Raw genomic sequence first — 19,972 nt, forward strand, 5'->3', positions numbered from 1 at the left:
TCTGGCATCTCGGTGCTCAAAGCCGAGGGTTTGCTGTTTATGCGATCAGGTGAGTACGATGCGAAGAGACTCAGCCTACCTCTCCTTGCAGAGTGACTGCAATTAGTAGAGTGATTTACTTAAATTTCCGCTAAGTTATTAAACCGCCTCTGACACCGCCAATTCGAGCGCCGAAAACCTCAACGTAGTCAGTTATAGAATTTTTTCTCTGGTAAGAACGCATAGTTTTCTAAAATTCCATATTTAGCCAAATGTAGTAACCTAACTGTACCTATAGGACCGCGACTATTTTTTGCAAGGATAAGCTCAACCGTGCCTAAATCTAGTGAATCAGGATTATAATGAGAGTCATTGTAAAGAAAAAAAACATGGTCGGCTTCGTCTGCTAAATCATCCGGCCTTTTTAAATCACTAAGTACAGGACGTTTGCTGGGGCGAGTCTCAATAACTCGTGGTAAATTTGCGGTCACCAAAATATTGGCATTGAGCTCGCGTGCCAATGACTTTAATGCACGCCCCATGTTAGATAATTCTTTTTCGAATTCTACGTAGTCTAGAGAATCGATTACTATTAGAGCCAATTTCCCGAAAGCCACTTTCTCTTTGAGGCATTTTGTTCGCAACGATTCAAAGGTTAAAGTTGGGCTATCGTCTATTAGTAATGGCCTATCTATTAGATCTGTAATTGTCGCAGTAAGTCGAGTCCAATCTTCTGCCACAAGGTGGCCGGTTCCTAAATTCCAAAAATCAATGCGAGCACGTGATGCCAATATTCTATTTGAAATTTCCGACGCTTTAGATTTCAAGCTAAAAATCAACACCGGCAAATCTAGACAAACGACTTCAGCAGCTATTTGTAGAGATAGGTTTGTTTTGCCCATCGACGGACGCGATGCGATAACAACTAAATCTTCGGTGCCTAATCCATTTATCAATCTATCCAGATCTATCAAACCGGTAGGAATGCCATCTGACTGTGATAAACTCTCCCTTCCATAAATTTCATCTATTCGAGTCACCTCCTCAACCAGTGTTTCTCTTATTGTCTTCATTGAAGATAATTCAAATGCACGTTCTTTTTGTTCTTGGATTTCTTCTAATAAATTTCGAAGATTGATCGCTACATTTTTCCAAGCAAGATCCACATTGCCCCATTCGGAAACTGAAACTGCATCTTTAGGCAATCCCTGTAATCCAGCAAAAGGGGCACCGCTAAAATCTGAAGGCCTTATAAATATTGGAACAACTCGAGCTTTTCCTGATTCATGTAGAGATATCGCTATACTCATTTCTTTCTCGAAACAATAGTCTGAAGCGATAAAGCTACTACTAATTAAAAGCAAAATCAGATCCGCTGCCAGTAAATTTTCGTTTATTTCATTTTTCCAATCGCTTCCTGGCAATATCTTTCGATCACTCCATTCCTGAATCAATCCAGTGCGATGAAAAATTGTCAAGTGCTCTTCCAATTGTTCACGGAAAATTTCATCTTTATGAGAATAACTATAAAATACTCGGATTTTTGATTTTTTAGAGCTCATGTTTTTAGTCTGGAATAATTTTTAATTTATTATTTACTTGATATTTATCTCAAAGATGCAGAAATTCTTTCAAAGATTATGCATTTTATATGAACGAGCTAACAATAGAAAAATTTCGTCAAAAAAAATTGAAAATAATTGAATATTCTTTAACGCAAGAAAAAATAAGTAAATATTTTTCTCAGCCACCAAGCTGCGCCCATTAAATATATTATAAATTTTATAGCGCAATTAATAATTAAAAAATTACACGTGGCGCTATAAATAAAAAATTCAATGAATATATAGTAAAAATTTTATGATTGAATATTCTCAGCAAGTTGCTGAACCCCTGAATAATCCTCGAAAGACATATTCAATGATGATGACACGTTGTCACTTACTCCGTAATTTTTCAACCGGCCAGTGGCAGCTTTTATTTTACTAATGGCATCTTTACTTTTAAAGAGTGTTGCTCTTTTTTTAGCTACCAATTTTAAAAACTCATTTGTATTATATCCTGACCTTTCTTTTATTGATATTTTAATTTCAAAAATAGAAAGTAGTGAACTGGCAGCATGCGAAGCTTGTTCAAATATTGGATCGACGTAACGATTATAAAGTTGATTATAACATTGCGATAATGCATTAAGCATTTTACAGCATGATTCCAGAGTGATTGCAGTTTTCTCGATATCATCGCTCATTGCATATGCTATTAGTAGTGCGTTCTCAGTAAAATTCCTTTCCTTTCCTTCACACACACCCCATTCGAAATAAAATCCGCGATGAGCCGGATAATAGGATGCCTCTCGAAATAGTCTTATCGACTCCGCCGCATTATTTTCTCGACGATACAAAGATGCAAGTTTCGTCAACAAATAGAAATTTCCCTCGTCGTTCTCGTATAAATTTCTTGCCACATCAATAGCCAAACCAGTTTTACCGGATTTAAAAAGACCTTCCGATAGTTCAAAAGACCAAAAATTTTTATTTAGAACTTGTTCAGTTTCTGATCTCCGTTGTTCAGATAATGCTAATTCAATAAAATATCGTGCCACATCTTTATTAAAACGACTTTCCAATACTTCTACAATCGCGTTTGCAATATATTTATGTCGGGTAAAAATAAAATTGGCAGTTGTCGCGGCAGCAGCTTCTCGACCAAGTGGACGTATTACTTTTGCTACCATCTTGGAGATTGGAAGGTCCAAAACAGCAGCTAACGTCGCAAAACTAAGCTTATCAAACCCTTCTGAATGCATAGCAGCGATATAGCCTAATGCGTCCATCAGACTTTGATCACTATTTAAATTATGTCCTTCAAGTCTAGCAAGCATCTTTTCAGCGTGCTCAAGTAAATCGTTTCCGTGTCGTGCGACAAGAAGAGCACCAAAGAAAGCTCCATAATTACCTTTCGCCTCCTTCTTTGCATAATATTTAAGTTTGTCGGCACGTTTTGACTCATCTAACTCAGATAATTCGGTACCAAGCCCATCTTCCCCATGAGCGGCCCACGCCGCAACAATAAATTCCGCGTCACGGGTACTTAGGTCCTTTAATATTATTTCTTTATACTTAGCGGTGTAGTCCCATGCTAGCCCACTTGCTCCAGAAGAAAACCAATCCGAATCGCGACTGGCTAAGATAAAACTAATTTTTCCATCGTAACCGTCGAAACCGTTATCGATAAACCGAAGTATTTCTTTTGCAGATTGGTCAGCCTCATCGATCACCATCAACCAGCTATGATGAGTTTTCAAAATCGGTAGTAAATCATTTACAGAAAATGGACGAACATGATTAGTTCTAATAAGCGCTTTTTTCTCTTGATCAATTTGCAAAATTTCTAAACATGCCTGAAATAAAGCTGTAGTTTTTCCCTCACATCCTGCACCGACTAAAGCAGAAACTATCGGATCATTAGTAATTGATGAGAACTGGTTAGTTATTTTTGCAACAATTTCCCGACGGGGTATTGACTCAGAAAGAACCGTATTCCAAGTAGGTGTCGCCCCGTCGAAATAACGCAATGCTTGGTCCTTCTCAAGAAATATTCTGCATTTTTCTAACTCCTCAAGACTTTTTACTATCCAACCTGTTGGTGGATCCACCCTCTTTCTGGGAGTGTAATCAACTTTTATTTTATTTGTAGGGGCTAAAAATCTCCATATTCCACCAATACGATTATTTTCATGAAATGTCTCGCCGCTTAATGTCCAGCACTGGTTGCTAAAACTCCATGTAAAAGGTTCTAAATCAATATTTTTGCGGTCATCTGATAATTCTGCCCAGAGAAATCCATTTTTCCATTTGCTACCCTCAGGTGCTTGCCAAGCGGCACCACTCTGAATACAAATAAAATCTCCAGTCGCGCTTAATGCGGGCTTAGCCCAGGATTTATGCATATGGCCGTGAAGATAAATAACATTATGCTCACCAAATATGACTTCTATTGGTTGAATTATACGTTCATGAAACCATGATAGCGGATGATGGCCAAGAACGATTTTTGTTGAGGATGTTTTTGTTTTCGCCAAATTATCACGAAGAATTTGCAGCCCAGGTGTAACATTTCCAAAATCACCCTCGCCATCACATAGCCAAGCAGTATTTATCCCAACAACACTAATTTCCATACCGTCTATTAAAAATTCCTGTATATAACCACCCTCTTCGTTTCCGAAACTGACTAAATTATCGTTGCCTACGCCAAAGATATAATTTTCAAAACGATCTGCAAGCATTTTTCTTTTTCTAAAAGATTCCGACGTTGGTAAAAATGCCCCAGCATCATCCCTCAAGAATTTTTCTTTACTAAATCCAGGATTAATTTCTCTGTCTAAATCATGATTACCTGGAACAGTAAAAATTCGATTAATAAAATCGTCCCCGAAAATTTGCAACAGTTTCTTTACCACTAAGCTATCAAATAAATCATATTCTGACAAACGCCCAGAATTTGCAATATCTCCAGTAATAAAAATAAAGTCGGGATAAATTCCGGCATTTTTTTTCTGTTCAATATGCTCAATCAGTTTTCTTGCGGAAAATTGCTGATCATATAAACTCTTTCCAAAATGAAAATCTGATAGGTGCAGCCAATTAATTTTTCTATTCATATTATATTTTATTAAATTTTTTTGAAAATTTATGCGGTGAAATTACTAACTGAACAATATTTCCTTGAATGGATAATGAGACTGAAAATAAAAGGAACTTAACAGTACAGCATAACATGTTGTCATAACGGAATATACTCAGATTCTCACATTGGAGAGGCGAAATGTTGCCGGCTAAGCGCCGCTGAGAATGCATGTTTATTCATTAATATAAATTTATAAAATAGCTTGACACCTCAAACATTTTGAATTAGTGGAGTTGGGCCTTTTACGGTCAGTGATTTCTCTCGCATCAGCGGCATTCAAACCTTCTGACCTACCTGTGATTGCGTCCACAGTGGGGGCTGTTAAGTTGCGTTGAAAATTGACCCACTTGCCCCACGACTTTGCAACGGAATATGACCCACGTTAGTAGCACAATTCCACCTGTCTTTTCGGCAGGAAACCGGAGTGATCCACGTGGCTCTACTCGGCATCATTTGACGATGGCACCTTCGTGACCAGATTCCAATACGAGAAATCGCTAGACGACTGGACATCTCACGCAATACCGTCCAACGTTACCTACGATCGGAAACCACTGAGCCCTCCTACGCGGAGCGGCGATCAGTTAGCGGATTAGACAAATACTCAGTGCCGCTATCTGGGTGGATCAAGGCCGATACGACTAAAGGCGCGTAAGCAGCGGCGCAATTTCAAGCATATCCATGAGGATCTGAAAGAGCTATGCTACGCAGGGTCATACAACCGTGTGGCAGCGTTTGCCAGGCAGTGGAAGACGGGGCAAACAGAGTGGGTCACTTCTGCGAGCAAACGAACTAGCGAGGACATACAAGTGCTTGCCCAGTCCAGGTTACTATTTCGGCATGACGAATACCGGCTACCTTATCGTTCGGAAGGTAGATCCCGATGCTTTTCTCATTTGTCCACTCTAGCTTGAAGTGCTAGAACAATAGCGAACGCGGGATCGAGATTACATAAAAAACACAGCCCTTAGGCCATGGCACTACATCAACGCGGCCTCAGTAGCGTTGTTCGTCAGTTCAGCCTTCAGCTGGCCTCGCCCCTCAGCAATCAACTTCGTCAACAACTGTTCGAAGAAATTGTTTAGTTCTGATTTTGCAAATGGATCAAAGGTCACCATTTGCTGGGGGATTATCCACCATACCACTGTCCAGGTGATTGCTCACTGGGCTTGTGCTCTTTGGTTACCGTTGAGCACAAAGTGCGAATAAGCAGGTGTGAAGTTAGCTAACCGAAGGTTAGCTAACTTCACCTATCCTGCCCTGCATTTTTCAGCGACTGAGCCATTAAATCGTCGGCAAGAACTTCGACTGAACCCCTTTTTTAGCCGGTACGAGAGCAGATTTGGCAGGTCTGATGCCCTGCCAGATACGCCCATTTTTTAGCCGCTAAAGCTTCCACGGAACCGCTCCTGTGTACACCATTGATCTCACACATAGTGCGCGGCACGCTTGATCCAGCTGGCATAGCAGGTTGATTCCTGTTGCGCCAGTGATTCCAGCATTCGATACTGGACTCGTGTTTTCGAAATAATGATTGCGAGCTTGATCGAACGATGGACGAATCGGCGGCAGGGCAAGGCCTGCAGTCTGTGCTATTCGCCTCGGTGTTGCCGCTGGCATTTTTGATTCAGGAGGGGACGCCATGAAACCAGCAATAGTTGAATACCTGAAAGAGCGCCGCGTTGAACCTCGCATAGGTGAGGAACGCTTCATCCGCTTGGGCGAAGTGCTGGCGACTTGCGGCAAATCGCGCAGCAGTGTCTATGCGGGCATCAAGGAAGGCACCTTCCCCGCCCCTGTCAAGCTGCAGGGACGTTCCTCTGCTTGGCTCAGAAGCGAAGTGCTACGTTGGATGCAAGCGTGTATCGAGGCGAGCAGACCAACAAGCACGGCATCCTCAGCAATCGAGCATTCTTCGGGCAGCAGGCACATCGGCAACAAAGGAACCCGAGCCGAATGAAGCCGGGAAAATACCCGGATACCTGCGGCATAGATACGCTCACCTGCGCCGTTGCATCACCCTGGCGTCCGTCATGGCTTCGATTAATGCATCTTCATCCATTCCAAATTCGAGGCAACTGAAGATGATGTCGGCGCAGTAGCCATACAGCATTTCAATCACCTCGTTGGCACGCTCTTTCTGGATTTTCTCCACCATGGCAAGCATGTCGCTTCGCACTCTTTCGTCCGCGGAGACGCGGCTCAGTGCAGGGAAGACCAGCGCCCACATCCACTCCACCGCCTGCGTACCAATGTGGGTTGCGCAGCGCTCCACTTTTCTGGCATTCATGGCAGGAGGCAACGGGCGATTTTGCCGAAGCCGCTTTGGCGGGCACGTATGCACGACCTTGAACTCTGGGCGTGGGTCCTTTCCCTCCTCAAGCATCTTGCGAGCAACTGAGCGGCGGCTCCGCGCAAGCGCCAGAGAAACTTCCGGGTAGTGGCCGAAGGTCAACGTCTGTTCCTTGTTATTTAGCTGACGAAATTTCATCCGCCACACCTTTGTTCCGGTTGGCATGACTTGAAGATACAGCCCTGAACCATCGAACAATTTGTGAGACTTGCTTCGAGGCTCCGCCTCGGCCACTTGTTGTTCGGTAAGACAAGCAATCAGTTTTGCCATGGCGGCCTCCCTTAACGATGCGGCGCTGGCCAGACCAGCTCCAGCGATCCATGATGGCCTGGCTGCGGCGTATCACCGCGCTCTACCGCTTCCAGGTAGTCGGCCCACTCCTGCATCATCTTGCGGCGCTCCGTCAGGAATTGGGCGCGGTCGTAGGCGCTGGCGACCTTGTCCTTCGGCGCATGCGCCAGTTGGCGGTCCACCACTTCATGGCGGTAGCCCAGGCGCTCCTTGATGGTGCTCATGGCCAGTGCGCGGAAGCCGTGGCCGGTCATGCGGCCCTTGTACCCCATGCGGGCCAGCGCCACCAGCAGCGTGTTGTTGCTCAGAGGCTTGTCGTGGTCGCGCTGGTTTGGAAACAGATAAATACCATGGCCCGTAATGGTGTGCAGCTGGCGCAGCAAGGCCAGCGCCTGGCGCGAAAGGCAGACATGGTGATTGGTCATGTCGGGATTGACGGTCAGCTTGCCGCGCTTCATGCGCTGCCAGGGAATGATCCACTCGCCCTTCTCCAGATCGACTTCGCTCCATGGCGTTTCTATCAGTTCGCTGGTGCGCACGAAGATCAGCAGCATCAGGCGTAGCGCGATGCGCGTCGGCTCGAACATGCGCGCCTCGTTGCGCGACAGTATGTCCAGGAAGGTCGGCAATTCATCAGCACTGATGGCGGCGTAATGCGACGCGCGCTTGGTCTTGAGGACGTCTTTCATGTCCGCCATCAGGTTGCGGTCGGCCAGCCCGCACTGGATGGCGTAGCTGAATATCTGCGAGCAGACGGCCTTCAGGCGATGCGCGATCTCGGTGGCGCCGCGCTCCTCGATCTTGCGCAGCATGACAATCAGTTCGCGGTGCTTGATTTCCGCGATTGGTCTGCTGCCAATCTTTGGAAAGATATCGGCCTCCAGGCGCTGCAGCATGTTCTTGGAAGTGCGCTCGCTCCAGGTTGGCACCTTGTTTGCGTACCACTCGCGTGCCACCTTCTCGAAGGTATTGGCGGCCTTTTCGGCGGCAAGCCGCTTGGCGTCATCGCGATGCTTGGCAGGGTCGATCCCCTGCAGCTGCAAGCGGCGCGCCTCCAAACGCTTTTCTCGCGCATCCTGCATTGAAATTTCCGGATACGGGCCAAACGTCAGCGCGTTTTCCTTGCCGTCTGCATGACGGAATTTCCAGCGCCAGATTCGCGAGCCGCTGGGCATCACTTCAACGTACAGGCCGCCACCATCGAACATCTTGTACGGCTTGGGCCGGGGTTTGGCGTTCTTGACCTGGAGTTCGGTAAGGGGTGGAATGAGCTTGGGCATGATGGTCTCCTCTGCGTAAGCGTCAGAAACCACTATAGGCGACTAACCGGGGAATGGTCCCCAGTGTGAACTATGGATTGATCCCAAACAAACACCCAAAAAATTTGGCTGCAGCTGGACAGTACTGGACGCCAGAATACAAAAAAACCGCTTTAGCACGGGCTAAAACGGTTTTTTGTGGACGTTCTTGGACTTCCTTGAACTGGCCAATTTGTATCTTTGGCGGAGAGAGGGGGATTCGAACCCCCGATAGGCTATGAACCTATACACGCTTTCCAGGCGTGCGACTTCAACCACTCATCCACCTCTCCTGCAGGCAATGTGTCTTACTTACATTGCGTACTATTTCTCGCTTGTCGCGAAGCCGCAGATTATAGCAAAGAATCTACGGACTGCCAAAGTTATTTACCGTGGGGTAAAAGTAGCGCATCTACAGTAACCAAGTAAAGGCTGGGGTCGGACCCGGCGGGTCCGACCCCGGATGCTGGTTTGGGTTTTGGCTATCCAAGCAACATCAGGACGCTTCTTTCAGCTGATCCAGAATCGCCGGATTCTCCAAGGTCGACACGTCTTGCGTAATCGTCTCGCCCTTGGCCAGCACGCGCAGCAGGCGGCGCATGATTTTGCCGGAGCGGGTTTTGGGCAGGTTGTCGCCGAAACGGATTTCCTTCGGTTTCGCGATCGGACCGATTTCCTTGCCGACCCAGTTGCGCAGCTCCAGGGCCAGTTTCTTCGCTTCCTCGCCTGTCGGACGTGCTTGCTTCAGCACCACGAAAGCGCAGATCGATTCACCTGTCGTATCGTCCGGACGGCCCACCACGGCGGCTTCGGCCACCAGCGGGTTGGCGACCAGCGCCGATTCTATTTCCATCGTGCCCATGCGGTGGCCCGACACGTTCAAGACGTCATCGATGCGGCCCGTGATCGTGAAGTAGCCGGTGTCCTTGTTGCGGATGGCGCCGTCGCCTGCCAGGTACATCTTGCCGCCCAGCTCTTCCGGGAAATAGCTGGACTTGAAACGATCCGGGTTGTTCCAGATCGTGCGGATCATCGATGGCCATGGGCGCTTCACGACCAGAATACCGCCCTGGCCGTTCGGCACGTCCTGGCCCGCTTCGTCGACGATGGCGGCCATGATGCCCGGCAATGGCAGGGTGCAGGAACCGGGGACCATCGGCGTGGCGCCAGGCAACGGGGTGATCATGTGGCCGCCCGTTTCCGTTTGCCAGAAGGTATCGACGATCGGGCATTTCTCGCCGCCGATATTCTTGTAGTACCACATCCACGCTTCCGGATTGATCGGCTCGCCGACCGTGCCCAGCAGGCGCAAGCTCGTCAGGTCGTAGTTGCTTGGATGGACTTTCGGATCCACGTCGGCCGCCTTGATCAGCGAACGGATGGCCGTGGGGGCTGTGTAGAAAATGCTGACGTTGTGCTTCTTGATCGTTTCCCAGAAACGGCCAGCGTTCGGATAGGTCGGGATGCCTTCGAACACCACTTGCGTGGCGCCCACGGCCATCGGGCCATACGCGATGTAGCTGTGGCCCGTCACCCAGCCGATGTCAGCCGTGCACCAGAACACGTCGTCCGGCTTGATGTCGAAGCTCCACTTCATCGTCAGCGCGGCCCACAGCAAATAGCCGCCGCTCGAGTGCTGCACGCCCTTCGGCGTGCCCGTCGAACCGGAGGTGTAGAGAATAAACAGTGGATGCTCGGCATCGACCCATTCCGGTTCGCATTGCGCGCTCTGGCCTTCGACCAGCTCGTGCAGCCACGTGTCGCGGCCGGCTACCATCGGCAGGTCGCTGCCGGTGCGCTTATACACAATGACGTTTTTGACGCAGTCGCAGCCGCCCAGCGCCAGTGCTTCATCGACGATGGATTTCAATGGCAGCTTTTTGCCGCCGCGCAATTGCTCGTCGCCTGTGATGACGGCCACGGCACCCGCGTCGATGATGCGTTCCTGCAAGGATTTCGCCGAAAAGCCGCCGAAGACGACGGAGTGGGTGGCGCCGATGCGCGCGCACGCTTGCATGGCGGCCACGCCTTCGACGGACATCGACATATAGATGATGACGCGGTCGCCCTTGGCGATACCCTTGGATTTCAGGCCGTTGGCGAACTTGCAGACTTTTTCGTGCAGCTCTTTATATGTTGCCTTGGTGACGGTGCCGTCATCCGCTTCGAAGATGATGGCCGTCTTGTCACCCAGGCCATTTTCGATGTTGCGGTCCAGGCAGTTGTACGACACGTTCAGCTGGCCGTCTTCGAACCATTTGTAGAATGGGGCATTGTCTTCGTTCAGGGTGCGGGTGAACGGCTTTTTCCAGCTCAGGTTCTCGCGCGCCAGTTTGGCCCAGAAGCCTTCGTAGTCGCGTTCGGCCTCAGCCACCATGGCGCGGTAGGCGTCCATGCCGGAAATCGTTGCCTGTGCGGCAAACGCTGCCGACGGGTCAAATACGCGCGACTCTTCTGGTCCCTGCTGCTGTGTGCCCTGCCCTTGGTTCTCTGTAGCGCTCATGCTTGTCTCCAGTGTAGTAATTGTTTGCTAACACGATAGGCCCCATGTCTTACGGACGCCTTACATGTCGCGTTTATGCAGCGTTTACCCCGATCAAGGCTAACCATAAGCGCCTTCAGCAATAGGAGTCAAGGGGACGCCGTACAGTATTTTCGCTGGGAAAATGCGCGGTGCGCCGAAGGTTCAATACCACTTTGTGTTTCATCAAACCTAATAATCAGAAGCAAGGCCATGCGCAGTAATCAACAGCAAGTGTAAAATGTCGGGCATGCCAAAAATTGGTATTTACTCCCCCAGGAAACCCCACATGATCGACCACCTACCACCGACTACCAAGCATACCAAGCTGCATCCGCTGTCCGCCTTCATCTTCATGTCGCGCTGGCTGCAGTTGCCGCTGTACCTGGGCCTGATCCTCGCACAATGCGTGTATGTATTTCATTTCTGGGTGGAATTGTCCGACCTGATCGGCGCCGTGTTCGGCAATGATGCAGCCCTGCAGCACGTCATCAGCGCCGTGACCGTGCCTGGCGTGCCGCCTCCCGTGAAGCTGAACGAAGCGACCATCATGCTGGTGGTATTAGGCCTGATCGACGTGGTGATGATTTCGAACTTGCTGATCATGGTCATTATCGGCGGCTACGAAACCTTCGTTTCGCGCATGCACCTCGATGACCACCCAGACCAGCCGGAATGGTTGTCGCACGTAAATGCTTCCGTGCTAAAGACGAAATTGGCGATGGCCATCATCGGCATCTCGTCCATCCACCTGCTGAAGACCTTTATCAACGCCACCGCGTATGCGAAGGAACCGAACGTGGTCATCGCGCAAACGGTGATCCACATGGTCTTCATTTTGTCCGCCATGGCGATTGCCTACACCGACCGCATCATGACGGTCACCCAGAATCAAGCCAGGGCGCCCCACTAAGTTCCGGCGCTCCTATACTGATTAGCAAACAGCATCAAAGTCCTACCCTTCTTATCCACCGCGAGAACACCATGACTGTCATAAAGCAAGAAGACCTGATCGAATCCGTCGCCGCAGCGTTGCAGTACATTAGCTACTACCACCCTGCTGATTACATCGAGCACCTGGCGCGCGCCTACGCGGCCGAGCAAAGCCCGGCGGCAAAAGATGCGATCGCGCAAATCCTGACCAACTCGCGCATGTGCGCGGAAGGCAAGCGTCCTATCTGCCAGGACACGGGTATCGTCAACGTCTTCCTGAAAATCGGCATGGGCGTGCGCTTCGAAGGCTTCTCCGGCACCGTCACCGACGCCGTCAACGAAGGCGTGCGCCGCGCGTACAACTTCGACGACAACAAGCTGCGCGCCTCCATCGTGGCCGACCCGCATTTCGACCGCAAGAACACCAAGGACAACACGCCAGCCGTCGTGCACATGGAACTGGTCGAAGGCAATACCGTCGACGTGAAAGTGGCTGCCAAGGGCGGCGGTTCGGAAAACAAATCGAAGATGATCATGATGAACCCGTCCGACTCGCTGGTCGACTGGGTCATGAAGACCGTGCCGACCATGGGCGCCGGCTGGTGCCCGCCAGGCATGCTGGGCATCGGCATCGGCGGCACGGCCGAAAAAGCCATGCTGATGGCAAAAGAAGTGTTGATGGAAGACATCGACATGTTTGAGCTGAAACAACGCGGCCCGCAAAACAAGCTGGAAGAACTGCGTATCGAGCTGTGCGACAAGATCAACTCGCTGGGCATCGGCGCGCAAGGCCTGGGCGGCCTGACGACCGTGCTTGACGTGAAAATCATGATGCACCCGACGCACGCCGCGTCGAAGCCCGTCGCCATGATCCCGAACTGCGCCGCCACGCGCCACGGCCACTTCGTGCTGGACGGCTCGGGCCCTGCCTACATGGAACCGCCATCGCTGTCGTCGTGGCCGGAAGTGCACTGGACGCCGGACACGGAAAAATCCAAGCGCGTCGACTTGAACACGCTGACGAAAGAAGAAGTCGCTTCGTGGACGCCGGGCCAGACCTTGCTGTTGAACGGCAAGATGCTGACGGGCCGCGACGCCGCGCACAAGCGCATCCAGGACATGCTGGCCAAGGGCGAAGAATTGCCGGTCGACTTCAAGAACCGCGTGATCTACTACGTCGGCCCGGTCGACCCGGTGCGCGACGAAGCCGTCGGCCCGGCCGGTCCGACGACCGCCACGCGCATGGACAAATTCACCGACATGATGCTGGAAAAAACCGGCCTGATCGCCATGATCGGCAAGGCCGAGCGCGGCCCTGTTGCCATCGAATCGATCCAGAAGCACCAGTCGGCCTATCTGATGGCCGTGGGCGGCGCCGCCTACCTGGTGTCGAAAGCCATCAAGCACGCCAAGGTGCTGGGCTTTGCCGACATGGGCATGGAAGCGATCTACGAATTCGACGTCGTCGACATGCCGGTGACGGTGGCCGTGGATGCGAAAGGCACCTCGGTGCACAACACGGGCCCGAAAGAGTGGCAGGCGAAGATCGAGCAACTCAATAGCGTGAGCAAGATTCCCGTGACGGTTGCTTAAACAAGCTCTACCATTAACGCCGCGCAGCAATCAGCGCGGCGTTTTTTTATCTACTCCGGTTTCCCATGACTTCTATTGCAAGCAATGCCCACCCTGACGCGCCCATCGGCATTTTTGACTCCGGCGTGGGCGGCCTGTCGGTGCTGCGCCATATCCGTGCGCAGCTGCCGCAGGAAGACCTGATTTACTTTGCCGATTCCGGCCATGCGCCGTATGGCGACAAGACGGAACAGCAGGTGATCGACCGTTCACTGGCAGTAGCCAGCTATCTGCTGCAGCAAGGCGCAAAAGCACTGGTCGTCGCCTGTAACACGGCCACGATCGCCGCCATCAAGGCGCTGCGCGCGCGCTACCCGGACTTGCCCATCGTCGGCGTCGAGCCGGGCCTGAAACCGGCAGCCGCCATCAGCCGCAACGGCAAGATCGGCGTGCTGGCCACCGAGCGCACCTTGCGCGGCGACAAACTGCTGGCCTTGCGCGAACAGGTGAGCAGCGCGACGGGCGCCACGTTCATCTTGCAGCCCTGCGTCGGCCTGGTCGAACGCATCGAACAGGCCGCCATGGGCAGCGACCCGCTCGACGCCACCAGCGCCATGCTCGACCGCTATATCGCGCCCCTGTTGGCGCAAGGCGTCGATACCCTCGTGCTCGGCTGCACCCATTACCCTTTCGTGCAGGACGCCATCGCACGCACGGTGCGCGCGCATACGTCGGAACCCGTCACCCTGGTCGACACCGGGGAAGCCGTGGCGCGCCAGCTGGCCCGCTTGCTCGACGCTGCCAGCCTGCGCCGCACCGGCAACGACGCGCCGCAACTGCAGGGCTACACGACGGCCAAGGTCGAAGCCCTGGCGCAAGCCTTCGCCGGTTTGCTGGACTTGCACCCACCCGTCGAACACCTGTCCGTATGAGGGAAAACAGGCGTTTTCATGCAATCTTTCGATTCTTTAAAAAAGACTGCATTTAGATTTGCCACTTTGCCGAGTTCTTTGTATAATTCGGCACCTGTTCAGCAAAACAGCTAAACAGGTAAGTAAGACAGTGGTGGCTGTAGCTCAGTTGGTAGAGTCCAGGATTGTGATTCCTGTTGTCGTGGGTTCGAGCCCCATCAGCCACCCCACAGAATAAAGAAGAGCCCGGTTTTCGAATCGGGCTTTTTCTATTCCGGCGCCCGTTTTATCTCTCCTCCGATACCGGCCCCGGTATCGCTTCCTATAAAAAATTCATTAGTGCAAATTTGACCATCGCCCTACTCTGGGGTGCGGCCTGGACCGCCCCATAAAAACAGTACGGAGACAACGATGAAGCAAATCCTGGCAGCACTGTGCCTGATGTTCTGCGCCCATGCGCAAGCGATCAACCTGACGGGCGTGCCCAACGCGCACGACCCCGGCACCCTCACGCGCGACGGTGACACGTATTTCAATTTCACGACGGGCGACGGCATCTGGTATTCCACCTCGACGGACTTGCTGAAATGGTCGGCCGGCCCCGCGCCCGTGTTCAGCACGCCGCCGGCCTGGATTGCCAATAAAATCCCCAACTTCAGCGGCTCGTACTGGGCGCCGGACGTGATCCACATGAACGGCTACTATTATCTGTATTACTCGGTCTCCACCTTCGGCACGTCCGTATCGGCCATCGGCGTGGCCCGTTCCGCCTCGCTGAAAAACCCGAGCTGGACGGACTTGGGCATCGTCGTGCAATCGTATGGAGGCGGCGCGGAAATCAATGCCATCGACCCGGCCCTGTTCCGCGATTATGACGGCAAGGTCTACATGTCGTATGGCTCGTTTTTCGGCGGCATCGGCGTGACGGAAATCAACCAGGCCACGGGCAAAACCACGGGCAACGTCACCACCATCCTCGGTGGCGGCGGCAAGGATATCGAAGCGCCCTACATCACGCGCGATGGCGAGTATTACTATCTGTTCGCCAACCGCGGCAAATGCTGCCAGGGCGCCGCCAGCACGTATTACGTGGAAGTGCAGCGCGCCAGCAGCGTGACGGGGCCATACAGCGGCACGCGCACAGTGCTGCCTAACCTCGACGGCAAGTACAAGGGCCCGGGCCATATCGGCGTACTCAAGCAGGATGGCTGCAACTACACCTCAATCCACTACTACGACGTCAACGACAATGGCGCGGCCAAGCTCGATATTCTAAAGATGACGTATGACAGCGGCTGGCCCAGCCTGACGCGCAATTTCACGGTCGCCAGCTGCGGCGGCATCTCGGATGGGCCCACGGTGCTGCGCTCGCGCCTGAGCGGCAAGGCGCTGGCCGTGGCGGGCGCCGGCACGGCGAATGGCGCACTGGTGCAGCAGCAAACGTATACGGGGGCAAAACACCAGCAATGGTATGTGGTGGGACACGGCGATGGCTACTATAGCCTGATCAATGCGAACAGCCTGCTGGGTCTGGACGACTATAACAACTCGACCACGGCCGGCACGAATATCGCGCAATGGAGCTACTGGGGCGGACTGGGCCAGCAATGGCGCTTCGCCAGCCCTGCTGCCGGCTACCAGACGATCAGCAACCGCTACAGCAACCTGACCCTGGATGTACTCAACTTGAGCACGGCGGAAAATGCGCAGATCATCCAGTGGAATCTGACCAATGCGAACAACCAGCAGTGGTCGCTGAGCCGGCCGTAGGTCAGCGAACTACCCCGCCAGCACCGACTGCACCGTCGTCGCCAGGTCTTCCAGGCGCACGGGTTTGACGAGGAAGTGGCGGAAGCCGACGGCCAGCGCGTCGTCCATGTACATGGGCAGGCTGTGGCCGGTGACGGCGATCAGCACGGCGTTGGCCGTTTCGGGATTGTGGTGCAGGCGGCGGCCGATTTCGATGCCGCTGATGCCAGGCATTTCGATGTCGAGGTAGACGGCGTCGGGCACGCACAGCTTGACTTGCTCGACGGCCATCTGCCAGTTGCGTACTACCACCGCATGGTGGCCCAGCGCTTCGAGCAGCATGGCCAGCGATTCGCCCACTTCCTGGTTGTCGTCGACCACAAGCAGATTCAATTTGCGCGCAGCACTTGCCGGCTGGTCGCCCTGGCGGCGTTCCACGGAGGAAATGCCTGGTGTCGTTTCAGTTGTCTGGCTCATTGTACGTTCACGTCTGACGGCTGCAAAAGCGGGAGTATACAAGAAGCGCCCTCAATGCCTCCGCACCCGAGCAATGGTGCCAAGCGGCAATCCAAACCGCCCACCGTACCGCGCCAACAACACTTCCCCATCACACAGGCAGGCATATAGCCACTACGCAACATTCGCAATTGACGGATAAAATGAGAATCATTATCATTCCTATCCCCTTGCGCCGGATGTCCACGCCACGATGTTGTCGCGCCGCCCGATTGCCCGCGCAAACATTGTCACTACGGAGATCCATGCATGGCCGCTACATTTTCCACACTGCCCTTTTCGCTGCGCCCGTGCGCGCTGGCCATCGCCCTCGCCTGCCTGAACGCGCCCATCGCCGCGCAGGCACAGCAAGCCAATACGACCGATAACGCCGGCCCCATCCTGGAATCGATCCAGGTCAGCAGCAACCTGCTGGGCACCAGCATGGCCGCCAGCACGAAGAATTTCGCGGGCGCCCGCACCGTGGTGCAAAAGGACGACATCGAGAACTCGGGCGCAACCAGCCTCAGCGACGTAATGCGCCGCATTCCCGGTGTGCAGATCAGCGACAACTCGGGCAGCGCCGGCAGCGCCATCTCCCTGAATATCGGCGTACGCGGCCTGGCCGGGCGCTATTCGCCACGCAGCACGGTCTTGCTGGACGGCATCCCGATGTCGGTGGCGCCGTATGGCCAGCCGCAACTGTCGTTCGCGCCCGTCAGCCTGGCCAATGTCGAGACGGTCGACGTGGTGCGCGGCGGCGGCGCCGTGCGCTTCGGCCCGCAAAACGTGGGCGGCATCATCAACTTCAAGACGCGCCGCGTACCCACCACGCCAGGCATCACGGGCGACGCCACCGTGCGCTATAACTCGTACAGCGAAGTGGGCCACAACACGCAGGCCAGCGTCTTTGCCGGCACCCAGCTCGACAGCGGCCTGGGACTGGCCGTGCTGTATTCGGGCATTCGCGGCAGCGACTGGCGCGTGGGCAGCGATGAAAAGGTCAACGACTTCGCCCTGAAATTCCGCTACGACCTGAGCCCAAGCGCCGAGGTGTACGCCAAGCTGTCCTACTACGACGTGACGTCGCGCACGCCGGGCGGTTTGAGCGCCGCGCAATACAAGGCCGATCCATTCCAGAACACGCGACCGACCGACTTCTGGAGCGGCGAGCGTAAGGCCTTCGACATCGGCTACCTGAATGCCATGTCGAACACGCAGGAATTCGAGGTGCGCGCCTATTACAACAAGAGCTCGCGCGAAAGTACCCTGATCAATGCGAACCGCACCGGCCTGGGCCGTCAGCCGCGCAACTATGAAACGACGGCCATCGAGCCGCGCTACACGCAGCGCTTTACGACCGGCAAGGTATCGCAGGACGTCACCGTCGGCTACCGCTACCTGGCCGAGCGGGCTGACGAAAGCATCTACAACGTCGTCATCGCCACCGGCGTGCAACAAAAGCCGACGCGCTTCGCCGACAACTCGACCGATGCGCAAGCCGTGTATATCGACGACAAGATCGCCATCGACGCGTGGCGCATCACGCCGGGCGTGCGCTACGAGCACATCAAGACGGAACGCTTCAACCACTTGCCGACTGACCAGAAGATCGATCTGCTCAATAACAAGGCCCTGCCCTCGCTGAACGTGGCCTACTTGCTCAACAACAACGTGACCCTGTTCGGCAACTACAACAGCTCGTTTGGCGCCGTGCAAAATACGCAGCTCAATGCGCAATCGAGCAAGAACCCGTTGCAGCCGGAGCTGGCGAAAACGGCCGAGCTGGGCGCGCGCTGGAAGAGCGGCCAGCTGTCGGCCGAAGCAACCTTGTTCAACATCAAGTTCGACAACCAGATCCAGTCCATCGGCAGCGGCGAGAACGTCGTCTTCTACAACGTGGGCGCCACGCACCACCGGGGCCTGGAATCGGCCGTCGACTACCACTTCGACAAGTCCGGCCCGCTGGCCGGCTTGAATGCCTACGCCACCTACACCTACACCAAGGCGACTTTGCAGGATGGCGTGAACGCGGGCAACGACGTGCCCTTCTATTCGCGCACCACGGACACCATCGGCGCCCACTACCAGCTGGGCGCCTGGGGCTTCGACCTGTCGAGCAGCCACCAGAGCCGCCAGTTCGCCGACGAAGCCAACACCATGGCGGAAAATGCGGCAGGCAACCTGGGCGTGATTCCCGGCTTCCGTACCTGGAACACGCAAGTGAAATGGAAAGTACCGGGGCAGAATGGCCTGGAGCTGGTTGCCGGTGTCAACAACCTCGCCGACAAGCGCTACTTCACGCGCACCTCGGACGGCAACCTGGGCAAACTGGTGGGTGCACCGCGCATGGTTTACCTGCAAGGCCGCCTGGCGTTCTGATGCCCGTGCGCAGCTGAGCCCGTCGAAGCGCAGCGGACGTACAAATGCCGCCCCGTCGTATGGCCGGGCGGCATTTTTCATGAAAAAAATGGGTGCATTACATCAATGAATGTTTCCCAAAAGAATTAAACTGGCGCTACAATAGCGGGGTATCAAGCAATGCCAAGCATCGCTCCGCCAGGGCCCCTACCCCGCCCTGATCATCAGCACGCATTTTTTGAACAGGATGACTGGCGCTGCCGGGCCCGATCGCGCTCCCGGCACGGCCACCACACACGCACCATGTCCGCAGAAAAAACCATTACCGAAACGAGTTCCTACGGCAAAGAAACGCCCGTGGGACGTCCCGACATCGATGGCCGCGCCGGCATTTTCGTGCCCACGGCGGAATTCGACATCAGCAACACCACCACCATCCGCAAGGGCGCGGGCATTGTCGGCTTCGGCAACCTCGATGGCACCCTGACCGTGTATTTCGAAGCGAACCGCTTCGACGAAAGCAATCTGCACAAATGGGAACACAAGGCGCGCAAGGCGTATGACCGCATGGTCATGGGCGCGCCCACGGTGTCGAAAGCGAAAATCGATGCGCGCATGCTGGAGCAGGTGGGCATCATCGATGGCATGGGCATCAACCTCAAGCATCCGGAACGCCTGACGCACTGGCTGGCGATTTCGAACGTGCCGGACACGGCACCGGAAGAGCCGGTAGTGCGCTGGAAAAACCGCTAGGCGGCCGGAGAGCGAGGCGGGGCGCCAGGCGCGAGGTGTTGTCCTACAAGGTGGCGGACATTCATCC

14 protein-coding genes and 2 tRNA genes are annotated in these 19,972 nt (G+C 53.7%); 9 read left to right on the forward strand and 7 right to left on the reverse strand.

Annotation, left to right across the window (positions count from 1 at the left end):
- Positions 1-188 precede the first annotated feature (188 nt).
- Together AC54AG_RS13395 and AC54AG_RS13400 are read right to left on the reverse strand one after the other, a co-directional pair.
- Positions 189-1,541, reverse strand: a complete 1,353-nt coding sequence (locus tag AC54AG_RS13395) for a DnaB-like helicase C-terminal domain-containing protein (protein WP_496630612.1) — start codon at positions 1,539-1,541, stop codon at positions 189-191.
- A gap of 296 nt (positions 1,542-1,837) precedes the next feature.
- Positions 1,838-4,642, reverse strand: a complete 2,805-nt coding sequence (locus tag AC54AG_RS13400) for a metallophosphoesterase family protein (RefSeq protein ID WP_496630613.1) — start codon at positions 4,640-4,642, stop codon at positions 1,838-1,840.
- Between the two features lie 519 nt (positions 4,643-5,161).
- On the opposite strand from AC54AG_RS13400, the gene AC54AG_RS13405 reads away from it, so the two are divergent.
- Complete coding sequence (locus tag AC54AG_RS13405; RefSeq protein WP_496630712.1) at positions 5,162-5,323, forward strand: hypothetical protein; 162 nt, start codon at positions 5,162-5,164, stop codon at positions 5,321-5,323.
- A 987-nt stretch (positions 5,324-6,310) separates the two neighbouring features.
- Complete coding sequence (locus AC54AG_RS13410; protein ID WP_496630614.1) at positions 6,311-6,628, forward strand: helix-turn-helix transcriptional regulator; 318 nt, start codon at positions 6,311-6,313, stop codon at positions 6,626-6,628.
- Between the two features lie 39 nt (positions 6,629-6,667).
- On the opposite strand, the gene AC54AG_RS13415 is transcribed toward AC54AG_RS13410, so the two are convergent.
- The 4 genes from AC54AG_RS13415 to acs all read right to left on the reverse strand — a co-directional run bounded on the left by AC54AG_RS13415 (position 6,668) and on the right by acs (position 11,113).
- Positions 6,668-7,291, reverse strand: a complete 624-nt coding sequence (locus AC54AG_RS13415) for an Arm DNA-binding domain-containing protein (RefSeq protein ID WP_065307303.1) — start codon at positions 7,289-7,291, stop codon at positions 6,668-6,670.
- Positions 7,292-7,302: 11 nt separating this feature from the next.
- Positions 7,303-8,625 carry a tyrosine-type recombinase/integrase gene (locus AC54AG_RS13420; RefSeq protein ID WP_496630615.1) on the reverse strand — a complete coding sequence of 441 codons (1,323 nt, stop codon included), beginning with the start codon at positions 8,623-8,625 and terminating at the stop codon, positions 7,303-7,305.
- Positions 8,626-8,812: 187 nt separating this feature from the next.
- Positions 8,813-8,903, reverse strand: a tRNA-Ser gene (locus AC54AG_RS13425).
- Between the two features lie 203 nt (positions 8,904-9,106).
- Positions 9,107-11,113: an acetate--CoA ligase gene (gene acs, locus AC54AG_RS13430; RefSeq protein ID WP_496630616.1), complete on the reverse strand. Its 2,007-nt coding sequence runs from the start codon at positions 11,111-11,113 to the stop codon at positions 9,107-9,109.
- Between the two features lie 307 nt (positions 11,114-11,420).
- On the opposite strand from acs, the gene AC54AG_RS13435 reads away from it, so the two are divergent.
- From AC54AG_RS13435 to AC54AG_RS13455, 5 genes are all read left to right on the forward strand, one after another.
- Positions 11,421-12,044, forward strand: coding sequence for a YqhA family protein (locus tag AC54AG_RS13435; RefSeq protein ID WP_046685387.1), 624 nt, complete (start codon positions 11,421-11,423; stop codon positions 12,042-12,044).
- Between the two features lie 71 nt (positions 12,045-12,115).
- Positions 12,116-13,657: a fumarate hydratase gene (locus AC54AG_RS13440; protein ID WP_034784516.1), complete on the forward strand. Its 1,542-nt coding sequence runs from the start codon at positions 12,116-12,118 to the stop codon at positions 13,655-13,657.
- Between the two features lie 65 nt (positions 13,658-13,722).
- Positions 13,723-14,568 carry a glutamate racemase gene (gene murI / locus AC54AG_RS13445; RefSeq protein WP_496630617.1) on the forward strand — a complete coding sequence of 282 codons (846 nt, stop codon included), beginning with the start codon at positions 13,723-13,725 and terminating at the stop codon, positions 14,566-14,568.
- A 133-nt stretch (positions 14,569-14,701) separates the two neighbouring features.
- Positions 14,702-14,777 (forward strand) — tRNA-His (locus AC54AG_RS13450).
- A 181-nt stretch (positions 14,778-14,958) separates the two neighbouring features.
- Entirely contained in the window at positions 14,959-16,317 is a 1,359-nt protein-coding gene (locus AC54AG_RS13455; protein WP_496630619.1) for a family 43 glycosylhydrolase, read from the forward strand.
- 9 nt (positions 16,318-16,326) lie between these two features.
- Here the strand turns inward: AC54AG_RS13455 and AC54AG_RS13460 are convergent, their stop codons facing one another.
- Positions 16,327-16,773 (reverse strand): response regulator, encoded by a 447-nt coding sequence (locus AC54AG_RS13460; protein WP_081368151.1) that lies wholly within the window; start codon positions 16,771-16,773, stop codon positions 16,327-16,329.
- Positions 16,774-17,061: 288 nt separating this feature from the next.
- On the opposite strand from AC54AG_RS13460, the gene AC54AG_RS13465 reads away from it, so the two are divergent.
- Both AC54AG_RS13465 and AC54AG_RS13470 read left to right on the forward strand, forming a co-directional pair.
- Positions 17,062-19,173 (forward strand): TonB-dependent receptor family protein, encoded by a 2,112-nt coding sequence (locus AC54AG_RS13465; RefSeq protein ID WP_496630621.1) that lies wholly within the window; start codon positions 17,062-17,064, stop codon positions 19,171-19,173.
- A 282-nt stretch (positions 19,174-19,455) separates the two neighbouring features.
- Positions 19,456-19,905, forward strand: a complete 450-nt coding sequence (locus AC54AG_RS13470; RefSeq protein WP_046685393.1) for a hypothetical protein — start codon at positions 19,456-19,458, stop codon at positions 19,903-19,905.
- Positions 19,906-19,972 lie beyond the last annotated feature (67 nt).

Source organism: Janthinobacterium sp. BCJ23 (assembly GCF_059617945.1).

What these genes read in the sequence shown, in the direction of transcription:
- murI (WP_496630617.1), top strand. Translation starts at nt 13,723, where the DNA reads ATGACTTCTATTGCAAGCAATGCCCACCCTGACGCGCCCATCGGCATT.
- AC54AG_RS13455 (WP_496630619.1), top strand. Translation starts at nt 14,959, where the DNA reads ATGAAGCAAATCCTGGCAGCACTGTGCCTGATGTTCTGCGCCCATGCG.
- AC54AG_RS13435 (WP_046685387.1), top strand. Translation starts at nt 11,421, where the DNA reads ATGATCGACCACCTACCACCGACTACCAAGCATACCAAGCTGCATCCG.
- AC54AG_RS13470 (WP_046685393.1), top strand. Translation starts at nt 19,456, where the DNA reads ATGTCCGCAGAAAAAACCATTACCGAAACGAGTTCCTACGGCAAAGAA.
- AC54AG_RS13415 (WP_065307303.1), bottom strand. Translation starts at nt 7,291, where the DNA reads ATGGCAAAACTGATTGCTTGTCTTACCGAACAACAAGTGGCCGAGGCG.
- AC54AG_RS13400 (WP_496630613.1), bottom strand. Translation starts at nt 4,642, where the DNA reads ATGAATAGAAAAATTAATTGGCTGCACCTATCAGATTTTCATTTTGGA.
- AC54AG_RS13460 (WP_081368151.1), bottom strand. Translation starts at nt 16,773, where the DNA reads ATGAGCCAGACAACTGAAACGACACCAGGCATTTCCTCCGTGGAACGC.
- acs (WP_496630616.1), bottom strand. Translation starts at nt 11,113, where the DNA reads ATGAGCGCTACAGAGAACCAAGGGCAGGGCACACAGCAGCAGGGACCA.
- AC54AG_RS13440 (WP_034784516.1), top strand. Translation starts at nt 12,116, where the DNA reads ATGACTGTCATAAAGCAAGAAGACCTGATCGAATCCGTCGCCGCAGCG.
- AC54AG_RS13465 (WP_496630621.1), top strand. Translation starts at nt 17,062, where the DNA reads ATGGCCGCTACATTTTCCACACTGCCCTTTTCGCTGCGCCCGTGCGCG.
- AC54AG_RS13410 (WP_496630614.1), top strand. Translation starts at nt 6,311, where the DNA reads ATGAAACCAGCAATAGTTGAATACCTGAAAGAGCGCCGCGTTGAACCT.
- AC54AG_RS13395 (WP_496630612.1), bottom strand. Translation starts at nt 1,541, where the DNA reads ATGAGCTCTAAAAAATCAAAAATCCGAGTATTTTATAGTTATTCTCAT.